This is a genomic window from Acinetobacter tandoii DSM 14970 = CIP 107469 (assembly GCF_000400735.1).
Taxonomy (GTDB): domain Bacteria; phylum Pseudomonadota; class Gammaproteobacteria; order Pseudomonadales; family Moraxellaceae; genus Acinetobacter; species Acinetobacter tandoii.
In genome coordinates, this window is sequence record NZ_KE007367.1 from 230,567 (window position 1) to 251,202 (window position 20,636).

Here is a 20,636-nt window from a genome sequence, read left to right on the forward strand (position 1 = left end):
TATCATCCTGCAGGTAAAAAAGTTAATCACAAATATACTTATAAATAATTGTCCTACGTTAAAGGATCAATAGTGTTAAAAATGCCAGTAGATGAAAATAAAATAGAATCTAGATTAAGAAGTCTTTCTGAAAGTATTGCTCTTATGCATATCGATTTTGCAGGATTTTTTGAGGAGTATAGCCTTAAAGAATCAATAGACAGTATAATGTTAAATTATGAAAGTGGTTCTTATACTAGTGCGATAAAATCATGTTCAGAACAATCATTTTTAATAAAAAATAATAAATTAATTGATCTATATAAAGCTGAATATGGTAAATCCTATTTTTCAAATTTAATCATTGAAAGCAAAATTGTATTTGAGTTGAATGTTGTTATTTCATATATTGCTCATAATTTACAAAAAAAAGGTTATAGTGAAAGCCATATTTCAACACTTTACTATTACTTTTATTTGTTACTAAAATTGATTTCACCGAAAAATTGTGAATATCGTGATGAAGATGGTTTTAGTGAGATTTTGGAATCGATTAATATATTTTTAATAAAATCATGTGAATCAATAGTTGATGATTTAGATGAAAAATTTGTTTCAGATTATAATAAAAAATTTAATAAATTATTTTTCTCGGTTACTAATATTGATAAAATAACTATAGTAAAAAAGATTTTTGAATATTTAAAAATATTCATTGTAAAAATAAAAAATATCGAAAATTTAAAAAACAATAAGAAAAGCACAAAGGCTAAATCAAAATTCAAAAGAATTAAAGTTAGTGACCCTAGTCCACAAGAGGCTATAAGTATTTGTGTTCCAGAAGGATCTTATGATTCTATTGAGGATGAAATATCTGAAGACGATACTCAAACAATCCTTAATGTTAAAGCTGATAGTGTTGCTGGTAGAGTAAGTGGGTATGTACAATCAGATAAAAAAATAGCTGAAATTATAATCAGGAGAAATTATCCTACAGTATCAAATCCTTCGTTTTTAGAACAAATTCTATTACGAAAAGTATTTCAGGTACTGATAGATAAATTTCAAGCTCAGCCAGACTCACAAGAAAGTGCTATTGCTGCAATGTTCTTAATGTCGTTATTTACTGGGGTGTCAGCGACACATTTTCTTAATATAGACCTTCTCTTAGAAGATCAGCGAATTTCTAAAGCTAAGGATGCAGATGGTTATCTTTTTAGATATTACGTTGGTTTAGATAATACTGAAAAAAGTAAGAATAGAACGCTAATCAACCAACTTTGTCTTACTACAGCACAGAATTGGGATATTCATGTTCCAGCTTCGTGGGTAGACACTATTTTAAATCATCAAAATTTGTTAATAGTGGATTTGAATTTGAAAATTAAAGACTGGTTCTCCAGATATTGTTTAGGTGTAATAAATATTGGTTCTATAGCGCAGCAACTACATTTCCATATGGCACGCATTGATCCTAAAGGCCTTTTGAAAGAATTTATTAAAAATAAAAAAATTCATCATGAACCTGAATTAGCCTATGCTGTTTTCAATGCCATTGAAATGAATAAATATTATCAAAAATATCTTGAGAACGTCACTGACGTACAATTCCAGTCTAGTGATGATTCTAGCTCCGATAAAGCAATAGATTATCCTGTCATTTGGGAGCGAAACGAAAGAAAAATTGGGAGTAGGAAACTATGGAATACAAAAGATGCTCGGAATTTTATTCATAGATTAAAAAGTGATTTGGAGTCAACTCTCAATAATGAAAAAAAATCGCTTTATGAAAAGGTGAATAGTTATGCCATATGGATGTGGACAATTTGTTTATTAACTCTTGGTATCCGCCCTAATTCAGGTGCTCCAGGACCATTGAAGTATTACGATGCAACAAATGGCTTTTATTACGTTCATGATAAAAAAAGCGAAAGTCGTCCTTTTGGTCGTTATATACCGATAACCAGTTTTTTGAAAGAAGAAATATCGAAATACCAAAATTTCTTAATGGAACAGGGTTTAGCTAATAAGGTTGAAAAAGATACAGATTTATCCCTCATTTATATCATGGATAAAAGGAAAAAATTGCAGGAAATCACGGCAGATTTCGTCCAATGTAATTTAGAGTCAATGAATTTTTATTTGTATAAAAATTGGGCTAGACATTTTTTAATCAATTCTGTGAAGTTACCGATAGATATTCAAAAGACATTGTATGCACACGATAGTCTAGATCTTGGATTTAGTTATGGGTCTTCACTTAGTTTTTATGCATATAAAACGAAAATTCTCAATGCTGTTGACGGAATGTTGATTGAGCTTGGCTTGGTGATAAAAGTATGAGTAAATTATCATTAGAACTTCAGACTGACTTAAAAAATAAAGCAATAAATTTATGTTGTGATATCACTAAGTTATTTGATGAATTTAATTCTAAAAAGCGAAAAACTGATAAGTCATGGCGTAATCTTAATGTTAATACTCAAAAATTAATTGGAGTTATGCAACATGAACTTAACGCTCAACTTAAGTTAATGAGTGAAATACAGTTAAAAAATGAATATTTAACGTATTGGCGCGAATTGTGGTTTGTAGAAAAAACAAAAATTATTGATAAATATTATGATATTACGAAAGTGGTAGATTTATCGATACCTGATTATTTTATATCTAATAGTGCAAAAAAGGAAATTAATGCTACTCCACACAAATTAATAGAGGGTTCGCAATTAAATAATTTTAAGAATCAATTAGAGAAATTTTGGATAGAAAAAGAAGTTTTTAACTGTGATTCAGAATATTTTAAAGATATAGAAAGTAAAGAAAATTTATCTACTAATCATTGTCTGTTGAGGATTCTATTTGCTCAGTTGACATTAAGTTTAATTTTTCACTCAAATTGTCCATTTGAAAATCATCTAGTTAGTATAGTTAAAACAGTCTTTAAAAACTTTACTGAATATGGTGTATGTGATCTCAGCCCTATTGATGGATTAGAATATATTTATGATGTTAAGGACGCATCAAAATTACAAGCAAATGGTTTTTTATTGAGTTATCTAATTCCAAATAAAAGATATGCAAATTTGTTTTTGGATGGGAATACGTACCAGAGTTGTCAGGTCAGTCTTGAACCTATTACATTGATTATTTTGAATAGATTAGTTGCCGAGATACCTAAAACACATTATTTGAGTTTAGATCAAATTTTAGGATTTGATATAAATGATACTAATAAATTTAAAAATTGGATGTTAAATGAGTTAAGAAAAATTTCTCAGAATAATGAAGTTGTTAAAAAATTTAAAGCTAAAGGGTTTATGGCATTTAACCATATTGATTATATTGCATGGAATAAGAGAAAGGTATCAATAGATGGGTTTTTATCCGCATTAAATGTAGGGAAGTATGCTACGTCAGCAATTTCAATAAATTACTTAAATCAGCTAGAGCAAAGATTAAAAATTCCTTTAGAGGAGTTAAGGATTCAATATGTCCAAAACAAACTAATTAAGAGTGAAAAAGTAAATCAGTTATCTTTTCAAGCCATTAAGTGTACGGATAATTTTTCTAATACTATGCCCAAAGAAGTAAAGAGAATTTTAAGGATAGGATCTAAAAGCAATGATCAAAAACGGTTCAAAAGATCTTTAAAATTTAATTTGGCAAAGGTAAGAAATGAATATGATTTAGAGTTTATTAAGGGCGAAAGTGATCCAGATATAGCATCATTAAGTGTTCAAATTTGTTTGCTAAGTTGGTTTGAAATGAATTTGACAAATGGTATTAAATTATCTTCTCTTCAAACCTACAAGTCGGTGTTTTCAGTAGAGCTTTATTGCTATGCTGTTGAACATTCAATTAATTTATTAGATGCAGATCAAAGTGATTTTGAAGATATGTATGAGTACATATTAAGCGTGAAGATAAAAAATGATAAAAATACCACACTTGAGGAAACTAACTTAGAGAGTTATGAAAAAAAGCATGATACATATTCAGCTGCTTTAAAGCAGCTTAAGGCATTTCATAAACATATTTCTAGTGTGTTCAATGCTCCAAATTTGGATGATTGGTTTTCATATTATAAAACAGAGAATACTCAAGTTTGTCGTAGCGGATATATATCAAAAGATATGTTTAAATACATTATTGATAAATTATTGCCTAACTCAAAAAGACTTTTTAACCTAAAGATGGATTGTCATGACTTACGAATGGTAAGAATGATATGTATTTTGGGATATCGTTGTGGTCTGAGAATAAGTGAAATTTTAGGGCTTAAACTAAGTGACTTAACGACGTTAAGCTTAGAAAAACATGAAAATAATTCTAATAAAATTGAATATTGGTTATTTGATGAAAAAATAGAGTTTTTGAAAATACAAATTAGAAATAATTATGATCGACAGCTTAAAACTAGAAATGCACAACGTGCTTTGTGTTTAAGTGAATTACTGACTGAAGAAGAATTGCTAGAATTTTGTCATCTGCTCAAAATGATAGTTATAAATAAAAAAGAAAATCGTATTTGTTTAGGTGCTAACCGGTTCATCTTTGAAAAAAATGGTGCTGGACTTATTAAAGCAAGTTCAGTTAGACAAGTATTCAAATGTTGTTTGGATTTAATTTTTGGTGATGAACAATATAATTTCTCTTTTCATACATTGAGACACAGTGCAGCGAATAATCTTGCTATTGTGTTGAAGGGTAGTGATCAACTCAGAATAGCTTGGACAGATTATTCAGATAATCATGTTAAAAATATTCGAAACTATATTTTAGCTGAATCGACTTCTTTGGAAGATAGAGCCGATGTTTGGAAACATTTGGCTTATATGTTAGGTCATTCATCGATAGAAATGACAGCAAACCACTATTTGCATGTTGGAATGATTTTGTATGCCGATGCATGTAATCGACAAGAAAATTACATACCTAGAAAGTTGTTACAGCATTTGCTACCTAAGCATACTAAAGCGGGAGTAGGTCGTAGTAAAAAGTTTATTATTGATATTAATATTTTGAATTACAGAAAAATATTATGTGATTATTTGAGAAATAGGGTAGGTTATAAAAATGAATTGACCCCTGATTATAAAATGAATGGTCACCAGTCACACTTTTTGGGAGGGGATCATACATTGAGCTTAGACCAAGATGTTTTTTTAGAAGAGCTAAATACAATACAAAATCCTATAGTTTTTAGTTCAGACTCCGAACTAAGAAAATTTTTTTTAGAATATATAGAATTGATATATAGCAATCGGTATTACACCCAAAAACGTGGGAATCATAAAAGATCCTCTGAAGAATTATTGGAGTTTCTTGCAGAATATGCTCAGCATGATAATTATCAAGCAATGCGTTTGATAAAACAGGCTTATGGTAAAGCTCAAGATCAAATAAGATTTCAGGATCAACTGACTCGGTTATCAAATCTTTTTCTCGATCATGTTTTGATTGTAGATGCTAAAATTAAATTTTATATTAGAGATGAAATAAGTTATGCAAATTATTTGGAGTTTTTAGTAAATCTAAAGGCAATTGTAGGTAATGATTTTTTTCGCAATATCTATTATAGAGAGCATGAATGGGAAGAATTTAGTAAAGTGATGAAGATTCGGAAAAATAAAAAATATGAAGTACTAGTTTTAAAGAATATTAATCCTAAAGCTAAGTATATGCAGATATTGATTTCTATTCTTTTTTATAGTTTGTCTTTGAAGATTGTAAATAAACATTTAGATACAGTTACTTAAGCTGCATATTGAGCAAGTATTTTTATATGTTGTACTTTAAATAAAAATATTTATACGTGCGTTAAATAATTTAACAGGTTTAAGAGTGCGATTTCAAAAAATGGAGGCGGACTAAATGAAGCATACGTATATAGATGTAGATCATTGTATTCAAGAAGCTTTACAAGGGAATATTGTCCACTTAAACGATAATTTATATTTTTTAAGTGCTGAAACAGCCTTACAGCAAGTCCTTATACCTGAGCATGTTTGCTGTACAGCACCATACTGGATCATTGGATATGAGTTGCCTAAACCGATTCAAAATAAACAGGAATTAGAGTCATTATTTGCATGGCATAACTTTTTTGTTAAATTTGCTAGCAATGCTGATGAATTTAAAGAGTTTAACCCTAGGGGCGAGTAATGAAACTTTATAGTGTCAGCCCTTATAGTTTTTAAATTCATCTTCATGAGTACATGATAACTTCAGTATTGACTGAATATTAAAGGATTATTTGTGAGTCGAAGTGTAAAGAGGCAACTCAGTTTCTTTTTAATCGTACTTTGCGGAGTAATTGCCTATAATTATGTGGCTACTCGTCAAATAGAACATACGGTGGTGAATTCTAGCGTTCAAGAGCGAGAGCGAGCATTTATGCAAAAACGAGCTGAATACATAAAAAATCACGGTGAGACCAGTATGGCTGATCAAGAAATTAAGCAAGAATTGGCATTCAGAAGAGCACATTTTTTAATTAATAGTTCGTCTTCGTATCAGAGTGCTAAAGAGCAAGATCTTGAAAAATTTGTAAAGTGAGGTACATATTATGGTAGATCAAATTATTTCTAAAGATAATGCGAAAATATTCGCTGAATCCGCAGCAAAAAATTAGTAAGATGAAATAATAAAGTGTGACGATCTCAGGTCTATACTAAACGCAACTAATCAACCTCCTATGAAAATCGTCAGAACTGGTAAAAATGTCATGGAGTTTTTAGAGGATTGATTTTTAAGACATTGTTTTATTTTTATTTGATCGCTGTGATTTTAATGAAGTATTGCGGGATCATTACTCAATTTTAATTTATGTCATAATTTATTAATCTTAATTTCAGATAAAAATCAAGGAAAAAATTAATGTCGAGAAAGGTAATAATGACTACAAATGAAAGACATCTTCAAGCATTAAATCAAATGCGTGCTAGCTACCGTGGTGTACAGCTTTTAAGGCAAGATAGAACTAGATTTATGCAAGATGGGTCTATTGTTCAATCCAGCTTTTCTTCCACAAGCGATAGTAGGTATCCTGCATGTGATGAACTATCAATGGAAACGGATGAGAGTGATGTGTTGAAAGAAACTGCTGAAGCTATGTACGCATCTACAGGTGATACAATTTGGTTAAGCTTTTAAATATAAAATTCAAGCGCTTTATATCGTTTCAATGAGCAGAGTTCAAAATTGCTTGAGTACGTCGTCAATTGATATTTCCTCTTCCACATAGAAAATACCATTTTGATCTGCTTTCATTTTTTTAATAGTCATACCTTCAAGCTTGGCAATCTCGATTAAATCGTCAAGTATTTGATCTGCAATTTTATTTTTCCAATCATTTTCTGGGTCTAAAGGATTCGACATGAGTTTCTCCTAGTTCATGGTGTAGAAGCTAAATCAACAGTTCTATAGGATGTATGATATTAGAGTTGGTTTAAATTGCTTCAATACGAGTATGACTACTTAAACTTCGATGATCAAATTTTCTCTAAACCCATTTTTACCTTGCTCTGGCGGATAACCCAATGGATTGATCACTAATCTACATCCATCGACTACAGTATCCACTGATGTATGCGTATGTCCTGCAATCCATAATTTAAAGCCTTTTATATCTAAGTCATTAATAAAATAGGGATTGAGTGCTGCTGCAACAGGATGCGTACCCCAATATGGATCAAGACAAGCTGTTCGGCGACAATTAGGATGACCGGTTGACGACAATTATCTTGGCCGGTTGGGTGTCACAATAGGTACCTTGTTTTCTGTTCGGAGTTCAAGGTGCCTGGACAACATATCACCCACCGACAAGAGGAGCTGTATATGCAGCATCGCCAACAAGGCATGACTCAAGAAATCGCTGCTGCGAAGTCTGCCATTTCCCCCCGCACTGCCCGACGTATTGAGCAGTCCAACACCTTACCCCGCGCTAAAGCTGATAGAGATTGGCGCACCCGCTAAGATCCACTGGAAGCCGTATGGGAAACCGATCTAGTTGTTCTTTTAAACGCTAAACCAGAGCTTACGCCTATTACTTTGCTGGAGCATTTGCAGGCGCTCTATCCAAACCAATATGACCAGCGAATTCTGAGAACATTGCAGCGTCGGGTTAAGAAATGGAAAGCACTACATGGCCCGGAGAAAGATGTCATCTTCCGCCAGCAAGCTCAACCCGGTTTACAGGGCTTCTCTGATTTTACTCATCCTGATAGCCCGATCACCATTAAGCAGCAACCCTTTGCTCATTTGCTGTATCAGTTCCGCCTCGCTTATAGCGGCTGGCGTTCCATCACTGTGGTTCAGGGTGGTGAGAGCTATTCTGCCTTATCTACCGGTTTACAGCGTGCGCTGACGCAGGCTGGTGGCTGTCCGGTGGAGCATCGCACCGATAGCCTCAGTGCCGCCAGGAACAATACGCAAAATGTCTGGACAGATGCCTATCAGGACTTGTGCGAGCATTACAACATGACGCCAACGCGCAATAACCTGGGGCAATCGCATGAGAACGGCGTAGTGGAGTGCGCTAATGGCTCATTTAAACGCCGTCTGGCGCAGCACCTGCTACTTCGCGGCCACAGTGACTTTGACAGTATCGAAGCCTACCAGGCCTTTATTGATCAAATCGTCGGCAAGCTAAACCAGCGCTCACGCAGCCGCTTTTTAGAAGAACAGCAAACCCTGCAAGCCTTACCGGAATATGATGCTGTTGATTACACCTTGCTGAGCATTAAAGTCACCCGTAGTGCCACCATTGAAGTGCGCCGGGTGGTGTACAGCGTGCCATCACGACTGATTGGCGAACGCCTGCAAGTACGGCTGTATCATAACAAACTGGTGCTCTATGTGGGCCAGCAAGTGGCGCTGACCTTGCCACGAATTTACCCGGCCCTCGGCCAAAGCCGTGCACGTTGTATCAACTACCGGCATATTATCCGCTCACTGGCCGCTAAACCGCAGGCGTTTCGTTACTCGCAACTGCGGGATGATATCTTACCTGACGACAATTACCGGCAGTTGTGGCAGTTAGTGGATGATGCGTTACCAGCACAGGATGCCTGTAAATGGATAGTCACGGTGTTATGGCTGGCGAGCGAATACGATAGCGAACAAGAGCTGGGAGAGACCTTGTTGCAAGAGGCCAGAGCCGGTCTGTTTGAAAGTGCCAAAACCATTCAGGAGCGCTTTTACACCCCGCAAAGCGCACCAGACATTAAGACAAAGCAACATAACCTGCAAAGTTATGATGCACTGCTAACGTCATTAAAGGCACAGGCGAAACACGATGTGGAGGTGCCATTTTGACTTCCTCCGTTGCATTACTGCTCAAAGAATTAAGGCTGCCGGCGTTCGTCAGGCACTATGAAAAACTCTGGCAAACCGCGGTAGAAAAAGGCTGGTCGCACAGTGACTACCTTGCGGCATTATGCGAATACGAGCTCGCAGAGCGCTTTACACGGCGCACACAAAGCTGGGTACGCGAAGGGAGGCTGGCACCGGGAAAAACCTTAAGCACTCTGGATAACAGCGTGCTCAGCCGGACAAATCAAGCGCTCATCGCCAAGTTGCACCAAGACCTGTCCTGGGCACATCACGCCGATAATATCCTGCTGATTGGCCCCAGTGGCACCGGCAAAACACACATAGCCAATGCATTGGGTTACCGGCTGATTGAGCAAGGCATACGCTGCAAACTGTTTCCAGCCATTGGCTTGGTACAACAGTTACAACAAGCCAAGCGCGAACTGGATCTGATGAGCGAGATGAGCAAGCTGGATAAGTATCAGGTGATCATCATTGATGACATTGGTTATGTGAAAAAAACCGATGCAGAAACCCAGGTACTGTTTGAATTTATCGCGCATCGATATGAAAGCGGTAGCCTGATCATCACAGCCAATCACCCGTTTAGTGCATGGGATCAGATCTTCCCAGACAGCATGATGACGGTAGCGGCCATAGATCGGCTGATCCACCACGCGACAATTATAGAATTAGAAGGAGAAAGCTATCGAAAACAACATCAGTTAAAACAAGCTGGAAGTAGGAAAAATGAGAAAACCTAACCGGCCATCATAATTGACGCGAACCGGCCAAGATAGTTGACGCCGAACAGCGTTCTCAAAAGACTGATAAATCTGAGTTCTACGCTACTGTCGATATTAATTCTGAAGATATCCAAGACAAGCTAGCCGAATGGCAGCATTACTATAACTGGATGAGACCACATTCAGCTTTGAAAGGTAAAACACCGATGGAAAGGTACTTTGAATTATGTGAAGAAACCCCTTTCTCTGATGAGGTCCAGAAGCAATACAACCCATCAAATGAACGGATTCAACACTCCAATTACAAGATGGATTTAGAGATCGCTAAATTGAAACGATCTCTATGAATCACACACATAAATCAGCACGGATCAGATCTTCCTGTACTAGTAGAGAGCATCACGATCTGACCATTGATCTTATTTGTACGATTTTAATCGATACTATTAACACAACTCAGAATCCAATCCTCATATTCTTGTAGCGTTTCTCGTAGCATATCCATAGGTCGTACGATATAGTGTCTTTCAACTAATGCACTTGGTTTATGACCTGATATCTGGGCTAAAGATCCCTCATTGATTTTAGCCCATATAGCTAATGTTTTATATGACCTTCTCAATCCATGGGGTGTAAGTTCAATATTTAGTTTTTTACATATTTTCTCTAAACTATCGTAAGGATTGACAATATGACCACATTCAGCACCCTTACTGCTAAATATGAATTTAGAATCAGAATTTTTCCTTAGTTCTAAAAATAGGCTTTCAACATATGCCGTCAGAGGAATTAGGCGACCTTCATCTTCAATTTTATCTCTAACTTTTGCTGTTTTCCATCGAAAATCGACATCTGTCCATTTTAATGAAAGCAGCTCATTCTTTCTGCAACCAGTGATTAAACTACATATAAAAAAAATCGCAATTTTTCTACTAGTTAACTTATTTACCTCTTCAAACCATGGTTTTAGGTGTTGTTTCATCAAACAATCATTTTTGGCTTTGGAGGAAGGGACTTTATCTTTAACCTTCTTGGCGTTATATGATTTTGGAGGTATTAAGTTTTCATAGTCTTCATGTTCCTCGCACCAATTCAGAAAAGCGCGTGTGAGTCGATATGCTTTAGCTGATGTTGTAGGACGATAGTCATTTTGATCAAGCCAATCACAAAACACATCTGCAGTTAATTCAGAAAGCTTGTACTCAAACAGTTGATAAATGGGTTGATTAGTATAAATACTATTTTTTTCAGGATCGTAACCACCTCTAGATAATTCGATATGATCCTGATAGCTTCTTGGTCGCCAATTAGGTTGTCTTGCTTTTAAATATTCAAACCATACATCTTTAAATTTAATAGTTTTACGCTTTTCTTGTTTTAGCAGTTCTTTATTATCAGCTAAAGCTTTCTTACGCTCGATTAATGGGTCAATCCCTTTGTGGCACATAATCGCCAATTCTTGTGCATATTTACGAGCGTCATCTAATTTCCATACCTCAACGTCACCAATTTTGATACGACGGTTTTGAAGACCAATACGGCCTTGGAAGATGTAGCTTTTATTATTTTTAGGTGTAACTTTAACACCGAATCCTGGGGTTTTCTCATCCCAAAAAAAAGTTGGTTTATTTTTGTCTGAGCAATCAATTTTATCAATAGCAGGTTTTGTTAACTTCATTATAGTAAGCGTCTGGTAAGCAAGTAGTAAGCAAAATCAATATATATTAATCAACAAAAAGAGTGAATAATAAAATTTTAAAATTATATAAATATATGATAGTATTGATTTTATATCTGTGACTTGTTGATTTTTAATTACCATGTAAACGGACTCATAATCCGTTGGTCCCCAGTTCGAGTCTGGGTGGGCCCACCATATATATCAACCACTTAGGTCTACTAATCCTAGGTGGTTTTTTATTTTTAGAATTCGTGTAAGCACTTAAAATAATTCTCATAAATACAAAAATATTCATGAATAATCCACTTAAATAAAAAAACCTCCAAATGGAGGTTTTTTATTATTTGACTGATTTGTGCATTTTAAGTACCCATCAAATTACGTATATCAGTTAACGCAATTTAGCACCATTTACTGTTATTACAGGTTTTAAATGACCTTTTCCATGACTGGAACAAATTTAAAGAGTGTTTGATTTTAAGCTTGGAATAGCAGTATTAATAACATTTAAAAGGCTTGCACTTAAATTTAATTTATAATGACCTTGATCCCCTTACCTTACTTCTAAGGGTATTCTATTTAGAAATGTGAGTAGTATGAAAAATAACAGTAAGGTAATTTATTTATCCATTACAGCAGTAGTGATAGCGTTTATAGGTTTGTTTATTTATTCCAAGAAAAGCGATGATGTAAGACTGAATCAACGAGCACAACCCTACAAGAACAGTACGAATGCTTTTATGGCGAATAGTGGTGCTACTGGCAATGCACAAAATCTTCTTTATAAGGCTGCTCCAAAATGGGCGCAGAGTATGATGGATATAAATGATAACTCTGCATATTCACAGGAAGATAAAATTCAAAAATTAGTTGAGTTGTTGAAGCAAAATGAAACGAATCCAGAGGCTTTAAGTGCAATTCTGATTACTTTGACCGCATTAAATCCTATTGAGGCGGCAGATGAAATTATTCCTTATTTAAAAAATCCTAATCCTAAGGTTCAAAGTGCGGCATTAGCTGTTCTCAATAATGCATCATTGCTTACTAAGCAGGAACATGAGCTTAAGCATTCATTACCTCATAATGAAGCAGTACGTCGACGTATAGCAAATGCAGTCAATCAGCTTAAAGCAGACCCAAATACAACTAATGAAGTGAAGCAGGCTTTAATTTCAACATACACGGTGGCTAATCCATCATTAAAAGATATTCGGGTAACCAATCCATAAATTCCGAGCCAAGATGCGATAGCTACTAATAAATCTAGTTTTATCATCTCATCACTTTTTAATAGAAAATAGATTTCATAGATATATACGAGATATAAAGTTCATAACGAATATATAAAATAAAAACCTAAGTACAAAAAAACACCTATAAGGACGGTCATCGGGTTTATAGTCATCTTGGCTTGATGCTTCAAAGCAGTAGTAATTTTAATTCAAAGCAAAACTTAAAAACTTTTTCCTATAACAACTATATTAGTGTGGACGGATCAAATAGCAATCTCAAACAAACCTTAATAAACATTTTCTAGTACAAGGATCTTTCTGTTGCTGTGCAATAAATATAAAGAAAAGATAGCTTCTCGCTCTTTACAACCTATTCACTGTGGGAAAGTAAATAGGTTGTAAAAATACTATTGATATGTTAAAAATCTAATTTACCAGCTGTACCGAACACCCATATTGAAATTGGTTGGCGCACCATAGTAACTATTGGTAGTTGATAAATGATATTTTTCATTGAATAAATTATTCAAGTTAAAGTTGAGTAATAAATTTTCGCTAACTTTATATTTCGCCATAAGATCTACTAATGCATAGCTATCTTGTATAAATCGAGCACCATTAGGTCCCCCATCTTGATAAATTTCACTTTGCCAGCGTAGTCCACCGCCGACTGTTAAGGCTTCATCCAGATAAGGCAGGGTATAAGTGGTAAATAATTTAGCCGTATTGTTTGGGATGTTGGTATTTAAGTTTTTGCCATTCTTGTCTTGAGAGAGATTACGTGAAAAACTGGCAGAAACTTGCCACGTATCTGTTAATTTACCTGTCGTTTCTAACTCAAAACCTCGGCTTTTGGTTCCTGATTCTGTACGGTATGCTTGAGAGCCATTTGGTGCAGTTTTTCCTTCTATCGCAATGCTTTTATTGTCTTCTTGTGTTTGGTAGATGGCCGCACCGAAGTTTAGTTGGTTATCAAAAAATTCACCTTTAATCCCCAGTTCTGTACTATTTCCGACTAGTGGGTTTATATAGCTACCAGTGATGGTTTGCTTATCTTGTGGTAAGAAAATATTGGTATAGCTTGCATAACCCGTCCATTGCTCTGTTAAGTCATAAGTAATGCCAACATACGGAATGACTTTACCTTTCTCTTCACGTTTTGAAGTATCCAGAGTTTGATTTGAGGCCGTATATTCATTATCTATACGTTGCCAATTTTCAACCCGCGTCCCTAAAATCACCGCCAGTGGATCTGTGAGTTTCAAACGGACGGCACCAAATACAGATTGGCTTTTCTCATCATTGCTGTACCAGCCACCGATAGGCATTTCAGGGCGAGTAGGGGTATTGCCATCCCATTCAAAAATATTATCTAAAGTATTCACACTCCAACCTGAATAGGTTGGGCGTTTATTTTTACTTCTGGCATAGGTCGTACCTAAAACCACATCATGGCTCTGGTTAAGTAAGTCAAATGAACCATTTAAGGTTAGGTTAAATAAATCCTGAGTTGGTTCGTAGTCCCAATGAGATCCATAAAGTAACGTACCAGCTCCGGTTTCTTTATTGATTCCTGAGCGTGAGTAACCATAGCCTACAATTTCATCAGATGCTGTGATTGTTCGAGATATAACTCCTTTGAGTTTCCAACGTTCGTTCAATTGGTGCTCAATATCTGCAAAATATGCAGTTGTTGTTCTGTCAGATTCGCTCCAACTTGCAGCATTTGAATCTGAACGTAACCAATTGATCAGACTGCCATCGGTATAAAATGAAGGTAAACCACCACGGGCTATACCAGAAATATCCATTTGTTGATAACTGACCCCTAAACTGGCTTTGGTTTTGTCTGTGAGGTTAGCCTCAACAACACCATAGGCAATTTTTCGTTTTTCGCTATAGCGGTCAATATAAGATTTACCCGTTTGGTAGGCTAAAACGGTACGCCCACGAAGTGTACCCGATTGATTTAATGGAGCAGAAACATCTACATCGGTTCGATAGGTATCCCATGAGCCTGCACTTGCACTAACAGAAGCTTTGAAATCTTGGAGTGGTTTTTTTCGAACCATGTTAATACTGGCACTGGCAGAACCTGCACCTGTCATTAAACCATTGGCACCACGTACAACTTCAATGCGGTCAAGTAAAGCAGTGTCTTGACTTTGGAATATACTGGTGTATGAACTCATCAGCTTTACACCATCAAGTAAATAGTTGTCTACACTTTGACCACGTGCATAAATCGGTGAGTTATCACTGCCAACATTACCATTTTGACTCATAGTTAAACCTGCGGTCTGTGAAACGACATCGGTTAGTTGGGTTAGGTTTTGGTCTTCAATTTGTTGGCGAGTAATTACACTGATCAATTGTGGTGTTTCTTTAAGAGACAGAACCAAACCAGTTGAGGCAGTTGAAGCCTTTGCGGAATATGAGCCTGAACCTTCAGTCGTTAATGGTTTGTTTTGATCAGCTTGTAGTGAGATTGTGGCAAGTTGTGCAATATTGGTTGTCGATGAAATGTCCGAATGAGTTACTGGAGAATGGTCAGCTTGGCTTTGAATTGTTTGAAGTTGTACGATACGCGGCTCTGTCTGACTTTTTTGACTTCTCTGTATACTGTAGCCACCGTTGTTTACTTTCACAGCAACTAAAGCATGTGATTGTAATAATGCAGCCAAAGCTTGATCTACAGCATAATTACCTTTAAGGGTTTTACTTTGTAAACCTGAAAGGGTTTTTGAGTCATAGCTAATAGTTATTTCCGTTTGAATAGCAAGCTGTTTGAGTGCCTGCTCTAAAGGGAGTTGGGTAATGTTCACTGGATAGGTCGTGGCAGCATAAACAGCAGTCGTTGTAAGGCTACCCCCCATAAGCGGTATGCCTAATAAGACTGCACGTATAGCAATCGCCAAGGTATGTTTAACTTGATCATCCTTCATGTAATTTCTCATATGAGCATCTATTTCTTTTTAAGTCGTAGAGCATGAAAAAAAAGATCAGAATTTTTGAGTTTTTTACAATTCAGAATTTTAAGCTTTGGGTTCATCTATCTTTTATCAGAAGATAAAACTTTTAAAGTCTAGCAAATTAAAATTTATCGATTTTTAAGTTATTGTAATAAATAATATTTTTTATTCTTAAGTTATAAGGTTTGTTTTTTCTAAAATAGGATAGGGCGTAAAAAAGGAAACTCTATTGAAGAGTTTCCTTTTTATTTTCTTATTGTGGGGTTTAGTGCTGAAAATATTGCATCACAAAAGCCAACTCTCTTTAGGACCATTATCTATGTATTCCCAAAATTGATGCACTCCATTATCGTGAAATTTTAAGGTAAAAGGTTTATCAGTTATAAGTTCAGTTACACAATTTTGATATGAAACAACAACTTTCGCAAAAATTTCATGATCATTATTTTGATAAAAGTTTATTGTTGGGCTTTGGTTTTCTAGGAAATAACAATTCTCTGGCAAAAATACCATTTGCTTTGCTGTATCAATCGCTTCATGACGATCTTTGTCAGAAAAGAATACATCGAAATTCATGAGTTTTGAACCTCTTTTTCTTATCCCTTCCTTCATTGTAGAAGCAAATCTAAAAAATGCAAAATAAATCACATTAAATTAATATAACGATACATAAATCAATTTAACCTATTTATATGTAAAATTAATCACATTCATGAGGTGTGGTTTTGTAAAATTTTTAATCAATGAATTTCATCTATTTAATGAGTTTTTACTTATAAAACAGTGATGTATTTATCATAAAATTATCATATATTGATAAAAATCAACATATATGCTAAAATTTAGGCTAATTTAGGCAGTTCGAGGTTGTTATGATCTTTTTTGACGGAGAACAAGTTTTCCCTGATCGAGCAAATAACTTTAAAACTTTCTTAAAAAAATATCTTAGTGAACAAGATGGCGAATACTTATTAGAAGAAAAATCTTTTGTTTATGATGCTGAAAATGATGAATTTCTAGAATCAGAGATTCAGGCATTTTATTCACTCTGGTCTGCTATTTTAGACTAGTAAAAAACCGCCTTAAAGGCGGTTTTTTGTATGCAATAACACGATGAATCAGAAGTAGGATAGTAAAGTTTTAACATGGCGAGTTTTTTGTGCGAGTTGTTATAATGCGCCAAATTGCTGCCAAGTCTCCCCATTATGTAAAGAGTCATAATAATTTTGCAGTTCTACTAAATCATAATATTGACAATAAGCCACGAGCAATAAGCCGATGATCAGTCCGATTTTAAGACAAGTAAGTCTGTTTGGCTTTCTATATAAATTATCTAGTCCAAAGGCAGTTAAAATTAAAGCAGGAACCAATACAATTGCTTTTAAATGGTTTAGAAAGTCCAGCCCATGTGTATACAATAGCCCAATAATAAGCAGCACAACCCCTAAACTGGCGTAAATACGGCTGTCGAGAGAAGTGCGTAAAGCAAAAATACATTGAAGAGCTAAAATAAAACTGGCAAATAAATAAAAAGTAGTTCCACCAATAATGACCGTATAAATTGCATTGAGTACGCAATACGCCAATATAAGAAAGATGATTAAAAAGTACATGAGCGTATAAAGTCGATGGGTTAATTCGGTTGTTTTTGCCATAAAAATCAATCCTTATCCAAACTCATTACGCTTAAAATAAGCATAGGCATATTCTCTGTAAGCTTCTATTTTTCTGTTGTAAGTATTGTATATTTCTCATGATTTAATGATGTTTTTAGTAAATTTCGGGTAAGAAAGTAACTGATGAAACAGAGGCTTAAACAAAGACTCGCACCAATCAATACAGCAGGTGTAATGGATAAATATCGGGTTGTAATACTGCTTTGTAGCCCTCCTAGTTGATTTCCAGAAGTCACCAATATGCCATTCAGAGCTGCGACACGTCCCAAAAGTTGTTTCGGTGGAAGCTGTTGTAATAAGTGTTGACGTATAACCATACCAATACAGTCGAAAGCACCGATGAATATTAACAAGATGAACGAAAGCCAGAGTAATTTTGAGAGTGCAAACACCAGTGTCAAAGTTGCTATGCCTGTAGTGACGAGCAACATATTCCGTAAAGCATTTTGCGCAGGAGAAAAATGCAGCAGAATGAATATCATAATACAACTGCCTAGGGCAGGTGCCGCTCTTAATAAGCTTAAACTCTCAGCACCAAGCTGTAGGACGTCTTGAGTAATAATCGGCAGTAATATTACAACGCTGCAAAATAATGCCGCAATGAGGTCAAGTAATAGGCTCCAAAACAACACGCGTTGTTGCAGCATAAAGTACAACGCTTCTTTTAAACTACGATGAAGTTTGGTTTCTAATGTGGCTGGGAAAGTACGTTTTGAAAGGTGAAAAAGGCTTACACTTCCTAAACAGCAAAAGATGAATACCACCATCAGTGTGAACTTGAGTCCAAACTGACTCAGTAAAAGTCCCGCACATAGTGGTGCTGTGATTGCTCCGAACTGCCATATCCCGCTTGTCCAAGTAGTAGCATTTGCTTGTGCATGAGTAGGAATTAAAAAAGGGCGTAATGAATTGAATGTAGGGCTGTAAATTCCACGTATGACGCCTAAGCAAAAAATTAGAAAATAGATACCTATTAATAATAAATTCTGTGTAATTTGTTGTTCTTCATAGCTTTTAAAAAGAATAATAAAGAGTAATGGAATTGCACAACTGCAACAGAAACTGCATTGTAAAATTTTCTGACGATTATAGTGATCGGCCCAATGACCGCTCATAAAAGAAAAACCAATAAATGGAATTAATTCTACAGCAGCAATTAAACCTAAACTTAAAGGGTCTTGGGTAATCTGATAGAGTGCATAACTAATGGCAATTTCTTGCATAACAAGAGCAAGAACCAGACAGAGTTGATTGATACTAAGTAAGGAAAAATCGCGCAAACGAAATGCAGCAAATGCATCGGAGCGTAAAAGAAACATAATTAAAAGCAGTAACGACGGGAAAGGTCAAAAGGATGAACCGAAGTCCATCCTTTTGTATTTTAGAAAGGCTTATTGTGCTTTAGCTACAGCAGCGGTTTCATCATTCGCAGCTTTTGCCATAGGTGTGTATTTCAAACCTAGGGTCGTGCTAGTGTACTGGCGAACTTGGTCAAGCAATACAGGGTTTGTGCTTAACTCCTGTTGGTACGATTTTACAATTTCATGTAATTTCGGATTCCATTGGCCTTGTACTTGTTGCGGGAATGCTTTTTCAAGCAGGCTCAACATAATATAAGGTGAAGTTGAAGCACCAGGTGAAGCACCTAACAATGCGGTTACAGCACCATCTTTAGAGGCGAAAATTTCTGTACCAAACTGAAGTTGGGCTGGTTTGCCATCTTCTTTCTTAATGATTTGAACACGTTGACCACCTTGATTTAAATGCCAGTCTTCTGGTTTTGCATCAGGATAGTATTTTTTCAACTCATTAAAACGATCTTCATCAGACATCATGACTTGGCTCACTAAATATTTCACCAAATCAAGGTTTTCCATGCCTACAGCAGTCATTGGCAGCACATTGTTCTTTGTGGTTGATTTTAATAAATCTAGCTGAGAACCTTGCTTTAAGAATTTATTTGAATAGGTCGCAAATGGTCCGAAGAGCACATATTTTTTACCATCAATATAACGGGTATCAATATGTGGAACAGACATTGGCGGAGCACCTAATTCGGCACGACCATAGACTTTCGCGGTATGGCCAGCAGTAACTTTGGGATTGTCTGTCATTAAGAACACGCCACCTACAGGGAAGCCAGCGTATTGTTTTGCTTCAGGAAGACCTGTCATTTGTAAGAGTTTAACTGCTGCACCACCTGCACCAATAAACACAAAACGAGTTTTGACATGGTTGGTTGCGCCTGTTTTCAAATTTTTGAAAGATACAGTCCACGTTTTGTCATCATTTTGGCTAATGCCAGTTACTTCTGTAGAGGTTTGCAGTTGGAAGTTAGATTGCTTTTTAAGGTGATCGACCAATTGTGTGGTGATTGAACCATAGTTCACATCAGAACCCACATCCATACGTGTTGCAGCTACTTTTTGTGTTGCATCACGGCCATTCATCACCAAAGGTGCCCATTGTTTAATTTCGGCAGGATTTTCAGAGAACTTCATGCCGTAGAACATTGGGTTTTTAACCATAGCTGCATAACGTTTTTCTAGGAAATTCACGTTATCACCCCATACAAATGCAATATGAGGAACTGGGTTAATAAAGCTATTTGGTTTGCCTAAAACACCTTGTTTGACTTGGTATGACCAGAATTGTTTTGCAACTTCAAACTGTTCAGCAACTTTTACAGCTTTGGTAATGTCCATTTTGCCATCTTTTTCAGAGGTATAGTTCATTTCCATAAAGCCAGAGTGACCTGTGCCAGCATTATTAAAGCCATTTGAGCTTTCTTGGGCAACTTGATCCAGTCGTTCGTACATACGAATTTGCCAGTTTGGCTCAAGCTCAGTCAAATAAGTACCTAGGGTGGCGCTCATTATTCCGCCACCGACCAAGACTGCATCAACGACAGGTTCATTATTTGAGGTTTGAATTTTTTTAGACACAGTTGGTCGGAATAAAAAAATCAATACTGCAAGCAAAAGCAGTACGACAAATACCGCGAGGTATTTTAAAAAAGTTTTCATGCGATT

General features: G+C 35.7%; 16 protein-coding genes and 2 pseudogenes. 10 read left to right on the plus strand and 8 right to left on the minus strand.

All coding sequences use genetic code 11. The annotated features are described in order from the left end of the window. The first annotated feature begins 81 nt into the window (after window positions 1–81). The 5 genes from I593_RS10465 (at window position 82) to I593_RS10485 (ending at window position 7,137) form a co-directional block, all read left to right on the plus strand. Window positions 82–2,322: a hypothetical protein gene (locus tag I593_RS10465; RefSeq protein WP_026440970.1), complete on the plus strand. Its 2,241-nt coding sequence runs from the start codon at window positions 82–84 to the stop codon at window positions 2,320–2,322. Beyond that, on the plus strand, window positions 2,319–5,741 hold the full coding sequence (locus I593_RS10470; RefSeq protein ID WP_016167547.1) for a site-specific integrase: 3,423 nt from the start codon (window positions 2,319–2,321) through the stop codon (window positions 5,739–5,741). The genes I593_RS10465 and I593_RS10470 overlap by 4 nt, the downstream gene beginning before the upstream one ends. A 115-nt stretch (window positions 5,742–5,856) precedes the next feature. Further along, window positions 5,857–6,147, plus strand: a complete 291-nt coding sequence (locus I593_RS10475; protein WP_016167548.1) for a hypothetical protein — start codon at window positions 5,857–5,859, stop codon at window positions 6,145–6,147. 93 nt (window positions 6,148–6,240) lie between these two features. Beyond that, entirely contained in the window at window positions 6,241–6,540 is a 300-nt protein-coding gene (locus I593_RS10480) for a hypothetical protein (protein WP_005236314.1), read from the plus strand. A gap of 339 nt (window positions 6,541–6,879) precedes the next feature. Next, window positions 6,880–7,137: a hypothetical protein gene (locus I593_RS10485; protein WP_227559269.1), complete on the plus strand. Its 258-nt coding sequence runs from the start codon at window positions 6,880–6,882 to the stop codon at window positions 7,135–7,137. Between the two features lie 42 nt (window positions 7,138–7,179). On the opposite strand, the gene I593_RS10490 is transcribed toward I593_RS10485, so the two are convergent. After that, on the minus strand, window positions 7,180–7,362 hold the full coding sequence (locus I593_RS10490; RefSeq protein WP_005236300.1) for a hypothetical protein: 183 nt from the start codon (window positions 7,360–7,362) through the stop codon (window positions 7,180–7,182). A 99-nt stretch (window positions 7,363–7,461) separates the two neighbouring features. Further along, the gene (locus I593_RS20080) at window positions 7,462–7,722 is read right to left on the minus strand and encodes a metallophosphoesterase family protein (RefSeq protein ID WP_026440969.1); all 261 of its coding nucleotides are present in this window, start codon (window positions 7,720–7,722) and stop codon (window positions 7,462–7,464) included. A 57-nt stretch (window positions 7,723–7,779) separates the two neighbouring features. Between I593_RS20080 and istA the strand changes: the two are divergent. From istA to I593_RS20085, 3 genes and pseudogenes are all read left to right on the plus strand, one after another. Next, window positions 7,780–9,300 (plus strand): annotated as a pseudogene (istA, locus tag I593_RS10495) (IS21 family transposase). Continuing rightward, a complete protein-coding gene (gene istB, locus I593_RS10500) occupies window positions 9,297–10,061 on the plus strand; it encodes an IS21-like element helper ATPase IstB (RefSeq protein ID WP_016167552.1) in 765 nt (254 codons plus the stop codon). The pseudogene istA and the gene istB overlap by 4 nt, the downstream one beginning before the upstream one ends. A gap of 47 nt (window positions 10,062–10,108) precedes the next feature. After that, window positions 10,109–10,390: pseudogene (locus I593_RS20085) on the plus strand (integrase core domain-containing protein); the annotation flags it as partial. Between the two features lie 86 nt (window positions 10,391–10,476). Here I593_RS20085 and I593_RS10505 read toward each other — a convergent pair. Then, on the minus strand, window positions 10,477–11,721 hold the full coding sequence (locus I593_RS10505; protein ID WP_016167553.1) for a tyrosine-type recombinase/integrase: 1,245 nt from the start codon (window positions 11,719–11,721) through the stop codon (window positions 10,477–10,479). Between the two features lie 599 nt (window positions 11,722–12,320). Here I593_RS10505 and I593_RS10510 point away from each other — a divergent pair. Further along, window positions 12,321–12,953, plus strand: coding sequence for a HEAT repeat domain-containing protein (locus I593_RS10510; RefSeq protein ID WP_016167554.1), 633 nt, complete (start codon window positions 12,321–12,323; stop codon window positions 12,951–12,953). A 434-nt stretch (window positions 12,954–13,387) separates the two neighbouring features. Here I593_RS10510 and I593_RS10515 read toward each other — a convergent pair whose 3' ends face one another. After that, window positions 13,388–15,901, minus strand: a complete 2,514-nt coding sequence (locus I593_RS10515; protein WP_016167555.1) for a TonB-dependent siderophore receptor — start codon at window positions 15,899–15,901, stop codon at window positions 13,388–13,390. 312 nt (window positions 15,902–16,213) lie between these two features. Continuing rightward, on the minus strand, window positions 16,214–16,504 hold the full coding sequence (locus tag I593_RS10520) for a hypothetical protein (protein WP_016167556.1): 291 nt from the start codon (window positions 16,502–16,504) through the stop codon (window positions 16,214–16,216). Between the two features lie 296 nt (window positions 16,505–16,800). On the opposite strand from I593_RS10520, the gene I593_RS10525 reads away from it, so the two are divergent. Next, complete coding sequence (locus tag I593_RS10525; protein WP_016167557.1) at window positions 16,801–16,998, plus strand: hypothetical protein; 198 nt, start codon at window positions 16,801–16,803, stop codon at window positions 16,996–16,998. 99 nt (window positions 16,999–17,097) lie between these two features. Here the strand turns inward: I593_RS10525 and I593_RS10530 are convergent, their stop codons facing one another. From I593_RS10530 to mqo, 3 genes are all read right to left on the minus strand, one after another. Further along, the gene (locus I593_RS10530; protein ID WP_016167558.1) at window positions 17,098–17,583 is read right to left on the minus strand and encodes a hypothetical protein; all 486 of its coding nucleotides are present in this window, start codon (window positions 17,581–17,583) and stop codon (window positions 17,098–17,100) included. A gap of 65 nt (window positions 17,584–17,648) precedes the next feature. Beyond that, a complete protein-coding gene (locus I593_RS10535) occupies window positions 17,649–18,923 on the minus strand; it encodes an MFS transporter (RefSeq protein WP_016167559.1) in 1,275 nt (424 codons plus the stop codon). Window positions 18,924–18,995: 72 nt separating this feature from the next. Further along, the gene (gene mqo, locus I593_RS10540) at window positions 18,996–20,630 is read right to left on the minus strand and encodes a malate dehydrogenase (quinone) (RefSeq protein WP_016167560.1); all 1,635 of its coding nucleotides are present in this window, start codon (window positions 20,628–20,630) and stop codon (window positions 18,996–18,998) included. Window positions 20,631–20,636 lie beyond the last annotated feature (6 nt).